This is a genomic window from Muribacter muris, from assembly GCF_001038205.1.
Taxonomy (GTDB): Bacteria; Pseudomonadota; Gammaproteobacteria; order Enterobacterales; family Pasteurellaceae; genus Muribacter; species Muribacter muris.
Window position 1 is genome coordinate 1 of record NZ_JWIZ01000009.1, and the last position, 13,619, is coordinate 13,619.

Consider the following 13,619-nt stretch of genomic DNA (forward strand, 5'->3'; position numbering starts at 1 on the left):
TTGTAGGGACACACTGCGTGTGTCCGGATTTTAACCTATTGAAATAATTTGATTTTTATAAAGGACACACGCAGTGTGTCCCTACATTCTGTTAAAATTTCTATTTTTGTGCATTTGCTACATAATACTGCAAAATTCGCCTATGAATAATTTTACAAAAAATCACGGCGAACCCACCGCTTGTTGAGGGAAAAATGCAAACACAGATTATCGAATTGGCACGGCAGCTGATTCAACGACCGTCTATTAGTCCTGATGATCAAGGCTGCCAACACATTATTGCCGAGCGGTTACAAACGCTTGGTTTTCAACTGGAGTGGCTGCCGTTTGGCGACACCCTGAATTTATGGGCAACCCACGGCACGGGCAGCCCTTGCATTGCCTTTGCCGGTCATACCGATGTTGTGCCGGTCGGCGATGAAAACCAGTGGCAATATCCGCCGTTTGCCGCACACCTTGACGACGATCTGCTCTACGGGCGGGGTGCGGCGGATATGAAAGGTTCGCTTGCCGCAATGGTGGTGGCTGCCGAACAATTTGTCCGCCAAAACCCCGATCATCACGGCAAAATCGGCTTGCTGATTACCTCAGACGAAGAAGCCGCAGCGAAAGACGGCACGGTCAAAGTGGTTGAAACCCTAATGGCACGGGGCGAAAGAATTGATTATTGCGTGGTCGGCGAGCCTTCCAGCACCCAACAGCTCGGCGATGTGATTAAAAACGGGCGGAGGGGTTCGATCACCGCCACCCTTTACATTGAGGGAGTACAAGGGCACGTTGCCTATCCGCATTTGGCGGATAATCCGGTACACAAAGCACTACCATTTTTACAGGCGCTCACCGCTTATCAGTGGGATCAAGGCAACGCCTATTTCCCACCGACCAGCCTGCAAATTGCCAATATTCAGGCGGGAACAGGCTCAAATAACGTGATCCCTGGCGAGCTTTATGTGCAGTTTAACCTGCGTTATTCCACCGAAGTGGACGACCAAATTATTCAAGCAACAGTAGCGGAACTGCTTGAACAGCACGGCTTGCGCTACCGTATTCACTGGCAGTTATCGGGCGAACCGTTTCTCACCGCACAAGGCAAATTGGTGGAAGCCGCCGTTGCTGCCGTACAAGAGATTACTTCGATTACCCCAGCATTAGAAACCGGCGGCGGCACATCGGACGGGCGTTTTATTGCGCAAATGGGCGCAGAAGTGGTCGAGTTCGGCCCGCTAAACCGCACCATTCATAAAGTCAATGAATGTGTTGATATTCACGATCTCGCCAAATGCGGCGACATTTACCACCGTATTCTGACTAAATTGTTATAGAAAAGGGGCGGCGATTTTCGCCCCATCATCACTATTCATTCAGTAAAAAGTAAATCGGTAAGATCGCCGCCCCCAAGGCAATATTTTCAATGCCGATTTGGGTGGTATCTAATTGTGCAAGGGGGCGTTCCGTTTGGCTGAAATACGAGGAATGCCGGATATATGTCGCAATATGATCAATAAGGGGTCTAGGCAGCATTCCAGTAATAACGATCACTTTTGGATCAAGCCAAGCGATTGCCGAAATGACTAATGAAAGCACCTGCGGTTTTGCACGATCCAGCCAATGATAGAGTGTCGGATCTTGCTCGTCAAATCGTGCTAAAATGCCCGCCTCGGTTATATTCTCTTTACCGAGGCTTTTGACTAAATCATTCCAACTTGGACGGGGTTGCTCGTAACTGAATAGCATTCCTACTTCACCGGCATTGCCAAAGCCGCCTTGAATGAACTTACCTTGTGAAATGACACCTGCACCAATCCCAAAATCAAGGCTGATGACGATAAGATCATCGTTTTCCCGCCACGCGCCCGAATAATACTCGCCGATAGCAATGGTATTGATATTATTTTCAATCCTGCACGGATACCCTAAATACTGGGTCAATTTATCCGCCAAATGGGGTTGATTTTGCAGTAAAGGAAACCAAGGCGATGAGCGGGAACTGTCCGATAATAAGTAGCCGGAAACAGAAAAGCCAACACCAAGAATACGGGCTTCTTGCAAGAATTTCTTCTCAAGTAACCGCTTGATTGCATTTTTGATTTGACTAAATAAGCGATCTAAATCCGTTTTTGTTTGATAGGTATGGCATTCACTCGCAAGTTTATTGCCACAAAAATCGACTAAGGAAAGGTGAAATGCTTCGCTTAGAAAGGTAACGCCGATAGAACAGCAGGCGGTTGGGTTTAAGGTTAAATGATAGGAGGTCTGTCCCCGCTTTTTAACCGCTTTTTCATTTTCTTTAATCAGCCCTAAAAACAGCAATTTTCGGCAATATTGAGTGATTGCTCCCGGTGTTAGCTCTGATAGCTGGCTTAATATGGCTCGAGAAGGAGAATGCTGACGAATAAGGCGTAGCAGTAGGCGTTCACTGGCATTTAAGGATAAAATCGGGTTATTTGATGACATAATCATATTGGGAAAATAAAGGCTACTTATCGTAGCCTTTATTGCCCTATTTGATCAACCGATTATTTTGCAACAACCTCTTTAGTAAACGTTGCCATTGCATTTTTGCCCCAATGGGCAGGGAAAAATAGTACGTCAGCCTTTCCGACTTGGTTATCTAGCGGACGTACGCCGAAGGCTTGATGCAGATTTTGTTGCACCTGATGTGAGACAATCCAATTCACAAACAGCAAGGAAGCGGCCGGATGACGACTATTTTTTGCAATACCTAACACATTTCCACCGCCGGGCATACCGAATTTCGGTATATAAAATTTGAGACGAGGGGTAATTGCCCCTTGTTTTTGCAAACTAAACAGGTGATCTTGCCACGCGGACACTAAATCTAACTCTCCGTCATTTAAACGGGTTAAACTGTCTGCGTTGGAAGATGTTCGGGTCATCTTCTCTTTGTGCTGTGCGAACCAATCCCAAGTGGCTTGCCATTTTTCGGTTTGTGCTTGATTAAACTCTTGGTGCTGATAATCATAATCCCCGCTAATATAAATCAATGCACGTTCAATAAAGGCTTTACCTGATGCACCGCCGTTTGGATCGGCATAACCGAATTTGCGAGGCTGCTTTTCAATGTAGGCTTGCATTTCCTGCCAACTTTGCGGCAGTTGTTCCTCTGTTAAGCGTAGCGGATCGTATGCAAAACCGGTTTGATTTCCCCAAAATCCGACCGCTTGTGTGCCTAACTCAACACCTTGTAAAAAGTGGTTCGCGGTTGAGAAATTTGGTAACCGGCTTAAATCGGCTAATACATCGCTTTTTTGTACGGTCGGGTAAGCATCTGCACCAATGGCGATAACATCCATTTTCCCTTTCTCTAACGTTTTCTCGGCAAGCAATTTGTTAATATTACCTTCCGATGTCCCTTCCGGAATTTTAACGCTAATTCCGTACTGCTGTTCAAAGGCTTTGACAAAGGTACGGAATTGCGGTTGTAAATACCAAATGCTGACGACCACCTGCCCTTCTTGCTTTGCTTGGGCTTCAATATCTGCCCACGCTTTTTGGCTCAAGTCGTTTGCTTGTGCGCTACCGTTAAAAAATACCGTTGCGCAAGCGGTGCTAAATCCGATGAGGGTATTAAGTTTACGCATAATATGCTCCTATAAGTCATTAGGCTTTGCCTGTGGATTGAGAGAGATAATTACCTTTCAGTAATTTTTCGATAATCATCATTAAAATAATGTTAGGAATCATCAAAATCAGTGAAACAACGGCAGCGTTTGGGCGAATGAAGGAATAGCCCAAGAAAGAATATAAGATCGTCGGAACAGTAATAAAATCCGGTGATCCGATGACAAAGGCGATCGCAAATTCCTCCAAACTTTTGACTAAACAAAAAATAATGGCAGCCAAAAAGCTAGGTTTTAACATCGGTAAATATACATCTTTAAAGGTGGTGAGTTTGGACGCACCGAGATCACGGCTGGCATCAATTAAATCTTGGGGAACAGCACTGAACCCTGCGGATAAAATCCGGATAGCATAAGGCAACGCCATTACCGTATGCCCGATCACAATGCCGATAAAAGGCGTTGTAATATTCAGCGATAACAGCATTTGGCTAAAAAACAGGGCAATAATCATTCCGGGAATGACAAGGGGAATGAGGGTAAGTAGCTCTGCCATTTTTTCCCTCTAAATTGCATTCTGCCGAACGCATAAGCGGTGGGAATGGCTAATAAAATGGCAATCAATGCAACCACCGGTGCGATGGTATAACTATTGAGCATCGCTTCCGGCAAAGAGGTTTGTTGCCATACATTGACCCAACGCTCAAGAGAGAGCGAAGGCGGCAGCATATCGGGGTAACTCCAAGGCGCTTTCGGATCAACAAACGACCATAGCCCAGCCATTAGAAAAGGAATAAATAGCCAAATCGTGTTGGCGATAAGAAAAAAGATGATCGCAATTTTGCCGATGAGCCGACCGTTTTTGGTGGTGATGATTGTATTCATTGTATCTCTCCTCTTTTCGTTGCAAGCGGTCGGATCAGCACCGAAATTAACACGGTAAAGCAAGCGGATGTCAGCATAATCATCATTGCCATTACCGCACTTTGATTCCATTCCTCAAATTGATATGCCGTCATCTGCATTAAGCGGGCGAGAGAATAGGTATCTCTTGGGCCGGCAATACTGTAAAACGCAAAATCCCCCAGTGCGCCGATAAAAATCAGAATAAAGGAGACTTGAACAGCGCCTAGGCTTAAAGGAAAGACGATATAACGGAAGCGTTGCCACGGGGTTGAACCGAGATTAGCGGTGGCATCAAACAGATCGGATTTTAGGGAATTGACCGCACCGCCAATTAAAATCAGTGCGAAGGGAATATTTTTCCACATTTGCAACACAATCACGCCCCAGCCAAAATCATCATTCTGTAACGTATGGGGCTGTTTCCAAATACCTAAAAAGATGAATAATTCATTGAGGATACCGTGATAGGAGATGATATTGACTAATAAAAACGCAGCGACTAAGCCGGGGACAAGCATTGGAGCGCGCAAAATCGTAATAACTGCGACTTTCGCGGGAATCGGTTTACGCAACCACATTGCTATCGGATAGGCGACAATAATAGACAATATCGCACCGAGCAAAGCCACTTTCACGGAATAGCCGAACGATTTTTGAAAAATTTCATCGGAAAGCACCGCTTGCCAATGGTGTAAAGTAAAAGTGCTTTCATCACCAAAGATGTTATACAGTCCGACACTTTGCAGGACAACGATATAAAAAGTCGAGCCCATTAGTAGCAAAATTGTGCCTAAGCCGGGTATTAACAAGAGCCACGCTTTGAGATCTAGGCGAACGTTTTTCATACTGCCTCCAAAAAGTGAATGGCATTGCGGGCAAGGGTAAAGGTTAAGCGGTTATCTGTTGGGAGTTCGGGGAATTTCGTCAGTTGCAAACGCAGTATTTTCTCAGGGTATTGAGGGATAACCGCTTGGATTTCGGTTAAGCTCCCCATAAACGCCGTTTGCTTCACTTCCACCGTAAATGTGTTTTCGTCTGTATGCGCTTGTGCAAGTAGTGCATCTTCGGGGCGGAAACAGACATAAATACGCTCTGCTACCGGCGGGCGTGGCGATTCAACATGAAACTCACCTAATAAAGAACGCACTTGGTAGATCCTTTCACCGATTGGCTTAACCTGAGCCTCGAAAATATTGGCGATGCCGATAAAATCGGCAACAAAGCGGTTGATCGGTTGGTGGTAGATTTGTTGGGGGGTGCCGATCTGCTCAATACTGCCTTTATTTAGCACGATAATTTTATCGGACATCGCGAGGGCTTCCGCTTGATCGTGCGTTACATAGATGCTGGTTAAATTATATTGATGAGATAATTGCTTGATTTCAAAACGGACACTTTCACGCAATTTTGCGTCAAGGTTGGAAAGCGGCTCATCAAATAAAATGACATCCGGCCGTGTAACCATTGCTCTGGCTAGAGCAACCCGTTGTTGCTGACCACTGGAAAGTTGATTCGGCATTTTCAGTTTATGGTTTTCCAAATCCATCTGCTTTAATGCGGTATTCAAACGTCCCGCTTGTTCGGCTTTTTCGATTTTCTTTTGTTGTAACCCATAACAGATATTGTGCGAAACATTCAAATGCGGAAAAAGCGCATAAGATTGAAAGCACATTGCAGTATTACGCTTTTCAGGCGGAACAAAATTAACATTTTTATCTCCGATCAATACCTCGCCTTCATCCGCCTGATAAAAACCGGCTATCAATTTAAGTAACGAGGTTTTGCCACAACCACTTGGCCCAAGCAATGTAACAAATTCCCCCTCTTCTGCCGTAAACGAGATATTTTTTGCCGCATAAAAATCGCCAAATTTCTTGGTAACATTTTTGATTTCCAGTTTTGCCATTGCGAACCTCCTCGACGTGTCATATTGACTGAAATGTTTAAACTATATACGATACTTTAATAGAATTTAATATTTAAACTCTATTTATTTGCATTTTGTGATAAAGTTCACAAACTTGTGCTAAAAATAGCGGACTTTTATGACAATATGATGACTATGTCGTATAAATAATTGCGTATAAAATAACTTTGCCATACAATTTAATTTAATTTTTTAACTCAAAAGGAGTCTCTATGGGCTTTCAGTTTAACGTGAGCCAGCACAATACTGTGTTGGCGAATAGCCATCGTGGTTACAGTGCTGCTTATCCGGAAAATACAATGGCTGCCTTTGTCGGTGCGTATCAAGCGGGTACACACAGTGTCGAATTGGATATTGCGATGACCAAAGATGAAAAAATCGTTGTCATTCACGATTTTTCGATTGAGCGGGTATCTAATGGTGAAGGATATGTCGAACAAATGACCCTCGCCCAGTTACGCCAATATGATTATGGAGCAAAATTTGGCTCGGCGTTTGTCGGCACGGAAATTCCAGAGCTAAGAGAAGTGCTAATCTGGGCGGTGAAACATAATTTGGGCTTAGTCGTTGAAGCGAAGCAGCGGCGGAATCATCAACGATTTGCGGAAGTCTTGGCGGATCTTATTAGAGAAACCGGGGCGGTGAATCACATTCTATTATTGGCATTCGACCACACGTTGATCAATCAGGTTAAATCACTTTATCCCGAAGTCAAATTACAAGTCGTTACCCTAGCGCGTTACCAAAACCAGCTCGCTGCGGTGTTGGCGTCTAATGCCGACAGCGTCTGTGTGGAATATCACTATGTACATAGAAATGATTTAGAGGCTTACAAAAAAGCGGGGCTATCCGTCCGCTTGTATCTGCACGAGTCCAAAGACGGTATTAGCCCCACCCAAGCCTACAATGCGAAATACGGCTATGATGCCGAAAGTGAGATTATTGAATGGCTTCGTGCCGGTCTCATTGATATGTTAAGCCACGATGACATTCCCTATCTCAAATCTTTGATTGAACAGGCGGGTAAACGGGTATATTAAGCTATGATGGGAACGCCGATTTTATCGGGATAAAACCGGCGCTCCCGTTTAATGAGTATTGGGGAAATTATTCTCTATCCGCCCCAAATGCACCGCCTAAGGTGTTATCCGCATTGCCGAATACGCCGGCAATCCCGTTGGCATTCACACCGTAGAATTTACCGGAAAGGGTGGCTGGGGCAACACCTTGTGCCACCGCCTGACCGTTAAATGCCGAGCCGTTAATTGTGGCATTCACGGCAACATTACCGTAGTGGCTGTTTTCAAAGACACCGGATAGGGTTTTCGTCCCGAAATTTGCCATCAGCTCCGCATCGCCGTCTCTCATCGGGCCGCCGTAGCTATACACAACATCACCCTCGTAGCGTACGATGCCTTGTGTCGGCATATTTTGCGTTTCCGGCACTAAGCTGCCGGCATAGGCGTAACGTTGTGTGCCTGTCCCTTTTGAGGTAAAGCCGAAATACTGGCCGTTGTCTTCCACTTCACGCACTAATTCGACATTCGCCCCAAACGAGTGGATTTCTCTTGCAGAAACGCCAACCGGTGCAAGATTATAGCTTGTGCCGTCCACCACTAATGTGGTCGGCGAAAGCGTGCCTTGTTGAATGCCCGTTGAAGCCACTGCTGCATTTTGGTTAGCGGCTTGATTTGAGGACGCATTACCGGATTGAGCTTGCGTATTACCGTTCGCTTGCACCGCAGTCGGTGTGCCGACACGATTTGGCGAAACCACTTTGGAATCGTCATCGCCTTTGCCACCGCTGGAACAAGCGGTAAGGGTAGCAAGGCACAGAGCAGTTAAACTCATTTTTGCTAAAGATTTCATAAAGACCTCATTTTAAGTGTTGTGTGAATACGGCAGCAATTTAAACAAGAAAAGATGAAGAAAAACTTAAGAACGATTTCGGCGGCAAATATTTTTTGATTTTGTGGTTTTCTCTTATAATTAGCACGGTGATAAACCCATACAAGCGGTGAGATGAATGCCTAATTTTGCAAATTTCAACGCGGTTCTGACCGGTAAAAGCCGTGAGCATTTAGCCGGTTTACCGAACCCGTTATCCGATAAACACGCCTTACAACCTGAGGCGGTTACTGCCTTTCTTGCGTTACAACAGGCGGCGAAACGAGCGGGCTTTAATCTTCAGCCCGCCAGCACCTATCGGGACTTTGAGCGGCAAAAAATGATTTGGAACGCTAAATTTAACGGTGAGCGAAAAGTCCACGATGATCACGGTTGCGCGATTGAATTTAGCGGGCTGTCCGATTGGCAAAAAAGCCAAGCGATTTTGCGTTGGTCGGCAATGCCGGGGACGAGCCGCCATCATTGGGGGACGGAAATTGATATTTTCGATCCCGATTTACTGCCGCCGGATCAGACTTTGCGGCTTGAACCTTGGGAGTACCAAACGGGCGGCTATTTTCAACAACTCACTAACTGGCTGCTCGTCAATAGCGAGACCTTTGGCTTTTACTTTCCGTTTTTAGAGCAAACGGACAAACACATAGGGCAAGAGCCGTGGCATATCAGCTATTTTCCCCTTGCCGAGCAGTACGAGCGGTCGTTTACTGCTGAAATATTGCAAACGGCGTGGCAGGGTGAAGAGATTGCCGGTAAAGCCTGTTTGCTTGCCCACCTTGATGAGATTTTTGAACGGTTTATTTTATGATCCAGTTGATTAACCAAAGTGATTTTCGTGAACGGTTTCAAGCCGTTTGCGAAAAATGGCAGCTCACGCATACCCCCGATGCAATCTTGGCGTTAGTACAAACAAATGAGCGATTGGAACTGCGCAAATTGGACGAGCCGAAATTGGGGGCGATTGCGGTCAATTTTGTCGATGGTGTAATGGCACATCGGCGCAAATTCGGCGGCGGACGGGGGGAAGCGGTTGCTAAAGCGGTCGGGATTAAAGGGGATTATTTGCCGACCGTGATCGATGCCACCGCAGGACTGGGGCGAGATGCCTTTGTGCTGGCGTATGTCGGCTGCAAAGTGGTGCTGGTTGAACGCCAGCCGATCGTCTGTGCCTTGCTGGAAGACGGTCTGCAACGTGCCTATCAAGATGCGGAAATCGGGGGCTTTATGCAACAACGAATGGTCTTGGCGGACGCACGCACGATCGAGGCATTATCTCCCGATACTGAGTTTGCCGATGTGGTGTACCTTGACCCAATGTACCCGCATAAGCAAAAAAGTGCGTTAGTCAAAAAAGAAATGCGGGTCTTTCAACATTTAGTCGGCGCAGATTTAGACAGCGATGCGTTTTTTGCACCGGCAAAACGGCTTGCCCGTAAACGCGTGGTGGTTAAACGCCCCGACTATGCGCCGTTTCTCGCCGGACAAACGCCGGATTTCAGTCAGACCACCAAAAATCATCGCTTTGATGTCTATCTCTCCCACCTCAAATAAGGTGAATTAGGCAGGTGTAAGCTGCTTTTTGTGGTGATTATAATGCTTTTCCTGTTCCACAAAATGCCAAAGTTGCGGCAGCATCTGCACAATTAGGCGTAGTTGCTGCAACAGTACCAAGCTCTGCTCGTCAATACAGTGCTGATATTGTGCCTCAAACGTTTGTAGCTGCGTATCCATCGCCAAAATCTTTTGCTCGTTGCAATCGACACCTTTTGCCATATTGTCCAATAATTTGGCGATTTGTTTACCCTGTTTGAAGAAAATAGCGGCAAAATCAATATGATGATTAAGGCTCTCGCTTTGGGTACGCTGCGAACCTAAAGCAGAAATATAACTGAGCAAGGTGTAGCTCAAACCGAGCAAAGTAGGGGCAAACTCAAGGGGCTGACGGTATTTTTTCGGCTCGCCCGCCATATTTGATACCGCCGTACTTAATCCGGTAACGGCGTTTTGCGCCGCCCGCCGTGCCACTCGATAGGAAAACTGATCCCGATAGCCGAACTGTAACTGGGCAACAATATGGCGTAAATAGTGAGCGCTGGCTTTTAAGGTTTCCCGCAAGCTGTTATGCAGATTGACAAACCGCCAATCCGGCCACAGATAAGCGACCCCAAACCACGCAATGCCTACGCCGATCAGTGTGTCAAAAATCCGCGGCAACATTGCGCCGTTCGGATCTAACCCGACCACATCAAAACTGACCAACACTTGAATCGTGATGAAAAAGGTGGAAAAACTGTAATTGTTGGAGCGAAAGAAAAAGAACAGGCTACTGGACGCAACTAATATGCCGAGCTGCGCTTCAAGGGTTGGGGAAAGATAGCGGAAAGACAGCCCGACTATCACCCCCAGCACAGTGCCGATTACACGTTGTGTCAGGCGTTTTTTGGTGGCGGAATAGTTCGGCTGACACACCAACACAGCGGTCAGCAAAATCCAATAGCCCTGCTCAATCGAAAACAGTTCTACCATTAAACTGGATAAAAATACCACAATCGAAAGCCGTACGGCGTGGCGAAACAGTTGCGATCCCAAATGGCACTGGCTGCGGATTGCCTGCACCATATTGCGAAATCCGGACACATTTTCGGCGATCAAGCGGGCGGTTGGCGGTGATTTTTTGCGAAGATCGATATTCTTCTTATCGTCGGCAAGTTGTGCCAACTGCCCCTCAATATTGCGCAGATTATCCGCAATGGATTGCAGTTTATGCCGTTGTAACACACCCTGTTGCTGATGGTAACGGAGGGATTGAATCAAACCCGCCAATACTTTTTCACCACGCACATTGTGCTGATAAGGCTGATTATGCCGTAAAGCTGTTGCTACCTGTTGGCAGGCAATGGCTTGTAGTTCCAAAACCCGTTGAAAGCGGAAAATCAGATCGGTATTTTTAAGTTGCTCAAACAACGTATCATATTGCTAGTGGCTGGAGCTTGCCCGTTCCCAAATATCCTGCCCGATGAAGTAGTAACGCAGCATCTTTTGGGTGCGTAAATGGCGGTGCTGCCCCCTCAGGCGATAAAACAACGCCACCCGTGTTTTATCAAATGCACTCATTACCGCAATATTGGCTTGAGCGAGGGCGAATTGCTTGGCGGGGAGGCAATCGGTATCGTCAGGGTCAAAAAAATCGGCTTTGATCTGCAAATATCGGCTCAGTGCCTCAAAATATTGCGCCATATTTTCCTGTACCGCACGGTGCGGGAAACAAAGATAGACAATCACTGCGACAAAACCGTAGATCAGCGTACCGAATAAAATCAGCAAGGTATTGCTATACCAAGGCACAGTCGGGTTGTAGCTCAATGTAGTATAGAGGGCGACCAGCAAAGTGCCGAAAGCGATAGTACTGTAACGTTGCCCGATTGCACCGAGCATAATTACCACAAAGGTGATCAGGGTAATCAGCGGAATAAACAGCCAACCGTGGCTCAGTGCAAGTTGCGCAGACAGTGAAGAGATCGCAAAGGCAACCAAGGTAAAAAAGAGATTTTTGAGCCTGCCGGTTAGGCGGTTATCCAAATCGGACAAGCCGGCGGCGATAATCCCCAGCATCAACGGCATTGTGTGTTCGGAAATATTGAGCTGCCAAATGCTAAGGGCGGCAAGGTTGGTTGCAAAGAAAATGGGTAATGTGCCGACAATATTCGCATTCAACCAATCGAAAGAGAGCTTTTTGAGCAAGGTGTTCATACAAGCGGTCTGTTTTCAGCGATTTTTTGCCATTTTAGGCGAATTTCAGCCGGAAAAAACCTCGAGCGTGTCGAGGTTTTGCCGAAAGATTATTTTGCCTCTTCACCTGGCAAAAGGTTTAGAGCTGGCTCTTCATTGCTCTCTATGGTTTGTTCTGTTTCCTCTACTTCCTCTACATCTATACGTTTTCCCATAGCAATATCGTGCTCATCGTACTCCCGCAATAACACGGCTAATTCGCCATTATCTTTTTGAACGACCAGTTCAACTTGGTTGTCAGGCAAATATTGGATACTCAAGATAGTGGCATTACCTTTTTCTTCATCAAGAGTAGAGCAAGCCGTTATCACTGTGCTGATAAATAGGATAAGAGAAAATTTTTTCATTTATAATCCGAATGCTAAAGATTATAGCAGTGAAACATTAAGAGCCGAATTTGAACCAACAATTCTAACACGTTTGCCCGGCACAAAACCAGCTTCTTTTTTCTGCACAACGACAATTTCTTGTCCGTTATCTCTACGGATAACCATTTCCAAGGAGGAAACTTGGCTCACTTTTTCTTCAACGGTACTGCCGATCATCGCACCGGCAATTGCGCCCACAGTGGTTGCAATCGCTTGCCCACGGCCACCTCCCACGGTTGAACCGGCAATGCCGCCCAATACGCCGCCGCCGACTGTGCCTAACACACCGTTATTTTCGGCTTGAATTTTCACTTCACGCACCGAAACGATCGTGCCGTAGCTGATTGCCCGCGCTTCTTTCGCTTGGCTACCGCTATATACGCTACCACTGTAAATATCCGTATTTGAACAACCTACCAATGCAAAGCTTGCCATTAACGCAGCGGCTAAACCGATTTTTTTCATTTTATGCTCCAAAAAATTAAAGGTTAATCTCTAGATTCCGAACGTACAACGTCATCAATCGAATAAGGATGCAGCTTCAGACAAGTAGGATTGCTATAAGTTGCATCTCGTAATCGGATCGCAATGGTCGGATTGGCTAATCTTTCACCGCTCACGTACGGCTGGCTGATTTTCAATATTAACGCCGGATTTTCCGCTAACTGAAATTGTGTGCATACCCTTGTAATCCACTGCTCGATCGTTTCTGCCGGCAACAGCGGCACAACCGCCTCAATATGTTCCCAACCTTGTTCAGCATAGACTTTGCCCTTCGGAAACGGCAATTCAATCACCGACACCCGTTGACCGAGAAAGTCGAGGGGCTGATAAAGACGAAATAAGCTGATTGGTCGCCCATTGACTTCACTCTCTTTCAGCAACGCTGCACCTTCTTCCAACAAGGTTCGCCATTGATGTGCTGTCTCAATATTATTCATTCTCACCGCCAAATGATCGATCTCAAACTGTGCGAGGGGCAGGCGGGCGATGTCGCTAATTTGCCGGATTTTCCGTTCAAACTCGGCTAACTCACCGAAACAAGCGGTCAGTTTTACGAAAAAATTTGCAAAAGGCGAGTTTTTAGCGGGGTTTTTTAGTATCATTACAGCCATTTTTGTAACGTATCATCAATAGGAATTA

The 13,619-nt window shown here is 46.1% G+C and carries 12 protein-coding genes and 2 pseudogenes; 4 read left to right on the plus strand and 10 right to left on the minus strand.

What is annotated here, in order from left to right:
• The first annotated feature begins 194 nt into the window (after positions 1-194).
• The gene (gene dapE, locus RO21_RS01785) at positions 195-1,322 is read left to right on the plus strand and encodes a succinyl-diaminopimelate desuccinylase (protein ID WP_047976090.1); all 1,128 of its coding nucleotides are present in this window, start codon (positions 195-197) and stop codon (positions 1,320-1,322) included.
• Between the two features lie 31 nt (positions 1,323-1,353).
• Here the strand turns inward: dapE and RO21_RS01790 are convergent, their stop codons facing one another.
• The 5 genes and pseudogenes from RO21_RS01790 to RO21_RS01810 all read right to left on the minus strand — a co-directional run bounded on the left by RO21_RS01790 (position 1,354) and on the right by RO21_RS01810 (position 6,393).
• Positions 1,354-2,454, minus strand: a complete 1,101-nt coding sequence (locus RO21_RS01790) for an ROK family protein (RefSeq protein ID WP_047976135.1) — start codon at positions 2,452-2,454, stop codon at positions 1,354-1,356.
• Between the two features lie 62 nt (positions 2,455-2,516).
• Positions 2,517-3,602, minus strand: a complete 1,086-nt coding sequence (locus tag RO21_RS01795; protein ID WP_047976091.1) for an ABC transporter substrate-binding protein — start codon at positions 3,600-3,602, stop codon at positions 2,517-2,519.
• A 19-nt stretch (positions 3,603-3,621) separates the two neighbouring features.
• Positions 3,622-4,466, minus strand: a pseudogene (locus RO21_RS01800) (ABC transporter permease).
• Positions 4,463-5,332, minus strand: coding sequence for an ABC transporter permease (locus RO21_RS01805; RefSeq protein WP_047976092.1), 870 nt, complete (start codon positions 5,330-5,332; stop codon positions 4,463-4,465). Before RO21_RS01805 ends, RO21_RS01800 begins: the two are co-directional and overlap by 4 nt.
• Positions 5,329-6,393 (minus strand): ABC transporter ATP-binding protein, encoded by a 1,065-nt coding sequence (locus RO21_RS01810; protein ID WP_047976093.1) that lies wholly within the window; start codon positions 6,391-6,393, stop codon positions 5,329-5,331. The genes RO21_RS01805 and RO21_RS01810 overlap by 4 nt, the downstream gene beginning before the upstream one ends.
• A 233-nt stretch (positions 6,394-6,626) precedes the next feature.
• Between RO21_RS01810 and RO21_RS01815 the strand changes: the two genes are divergently transcribed.
• Positions 6,627-7,454: a glycerophosphodiester phosphodiesterase gene (locus tag RO21_RS01815; protein WP_047976094.1), complete on the plus strand. Its 828-nt coding sequence runs from the start codon at positions 6,627-6,629 to the stop codon at positions 7,452-7,454.
• Positions 7,455-7,521: 67 nt separating this feature from the next.
• Here the strand turns inward: RO21_RS01815 and RO21_RS01820 are convergent, their stop codons facing one another.
• Complete coding sequence (locus RO21_RS01820; protein ID WP_047976095.1) at positions 7,522-8,283, minus strand: Slam-dependent surface lipoprotein; 762 nt, start codon at positions 8,281-8,283, stop codon at positions 7,522-7,524.
• A 157-nt stretch (positions 8,284-8,440) separates the two neighbouring features.
• Between RO21_RS01820 and RO21_RS01825 the strand changes: the two genes are divergently transcribed.
• Together RO21_RS01825 and RO21_RS01830 are read left to right on the plus strand one after the other, a co-directional pair.
• Complete coding sequence (locus tag RO21_RS01825; protein ID WP_047976096.1) at positions 8,441-9,127, plus strand: M15 family metallopeptidase; 687 nt, start codon at positions 8,441-8,443, stop codon at positions 9,125-9,127.
• Positions 9,124-9,870 carry a class I SAM-dependent methyltransferase gene (locus RO21_RS01830; RefSeq protein ID WP_047976097.1) on the plus strand — a complete coding sequence of 249 codons (747 nt, stop codon included), beginning with the start codon at positions 9,124-9,126 and terminating at the stop codon, positions 9,868-9,870. The genes RO21_RS01825 and RO21_RS01830 overlap by 4 nt, the downstream gene beginning before the upstream one ends.
• Before the next feature lie 6 nt (positions 9,871-9,876).
• On the opposite strand, the pseudogene yccS reads toward RO21_RS01830, so the two are convergent.
• The 4 genes and pseudogenes from yccS to RO21_RS01850 form a co-directional block, all read right to left on the minus strand.
• Positions 9,877-12,069: pseudogene (gene yccS, locus RO21_RS01835) on the minus strand (YccS family putative transporter).
• An 89-nt stretch (positions 12,070-12,158) separates the two neighbouring features.
• Positions 12,159-12,455 carry a hypothetical protein gene (locus RO21_RS01840; protein ID WP_047976098.1) on the minus strand — a complete coding sequence of 99 codons (297 nt, stop codon included), beginning with the start codon at positions 12,453-12,455 and terminating at the stop codon, positions 12,159-12,161.
• A gap of 21 nt (positions 12,456-12,476) precedes the next feature.
• On the minus strand, positions 12,477-12,941 hold the full coding sequence (locus tag RO21_RS01845) for an outer membrane lipoprotein (protein WP_047976099.1): 465 nt from the start codon (positions 12,939-12,941) through the stop codon (positions 12,477-12,479).
• Between the two features lie 23 nt (positions 12,942-12,964).
• Positions 12,965-13,582 (minus strand): VOC family protein, encoded by a 618-nt coding sequence (locus RO21_RS01850; RefSeq protein WP_047976136.1) that lies wholly within the window; start codon positions 13,580-13,582, stop codon positions 12,965-12,967.
• Positions 13,583-13,619: the final 37 nt, after the last annotated feature.

Coding starts and splice junctions, on each gene's coding strand:
- RO21_RS01825 (WP_047976096.1), top strand. CDS start 8,441: ATGCCTAATTTTGCAAATTTCAACGCGGTTCTGACCGGTAAAAGCCGT.
- RO21_RS01815 (WP_047976094.1), top strand. CDS start 6,627: ATGGGCTTTCAGTTTAACGTGAGCCAGCACAATACTGTGTTGGCGAAT.
- RO21_RS01840 (WP_047976098.1), bottom strand. CDS start 12,455: ATGAAAAAATTTTCTCTTATCCTATTTATCAGCACAGTGATAACGGCT.
- RO21_RS01845 (WP_047976099.1), bottom strand. CDS start 12,941: ATGAAAAAAATCGGTTTAGCCGCTGCGTTAATGGCAAGCTTTGCATTG.
- RO21_RS01805 (WP_047976092.1), bottom strand. CDS start 5,332: ATGAAAAACGTTCGCCTAGATCTCAAAGCGTGGCTCTTGTTAATACCC.
- RO21_RS01790 (WP_047976135.1), bottom strand. CDS start 2,454: ATGTCATCAAATAACCCGATTTTATCCTTAAATGCCAGTGAACGCCTA.
- RO21_RS01810 (WP_047976093.1), bottom strand. CDS start 6,393: ATGGCAAAACTGGAAATCAAAAATGTTACCAAGAAATTTGGCGATTTT.
- RO21_RS01850 (WP_047976136.1), bottom strand. CDS start 13,582: ATGATACTAAAAAACCCCGCTAAAAACTCGCCTTTTGCAAATTTTTTC.
- RO21_RS01820 (WP_047976095.1), bottom strand. CDS start 8,283: ATGAAATCTTTAGCAAAAATGAGTTTAACTGCTCTGTGCCTTGCTACC.
- RO21_RS01830 (WP_047976097.1), top strand. CDS start 9,124: ATGATCCAGTTGATTAACCAAAGTGATTTTCGTGAACGGTTTCAAGCC.
- RO21_RS01795 (WP_047976091.1), bottom strand. CDS start 3,602: ATGCGTAAACTTAATACCCTCATCGGATTTAGCACCGCTTGCGCAACG.
- dapE (WP_047976090.1), top strand. CDS start 195: ATGCAAACACAGATTATCGAATTGGCACGGCAGCTGATTCAACGACCG.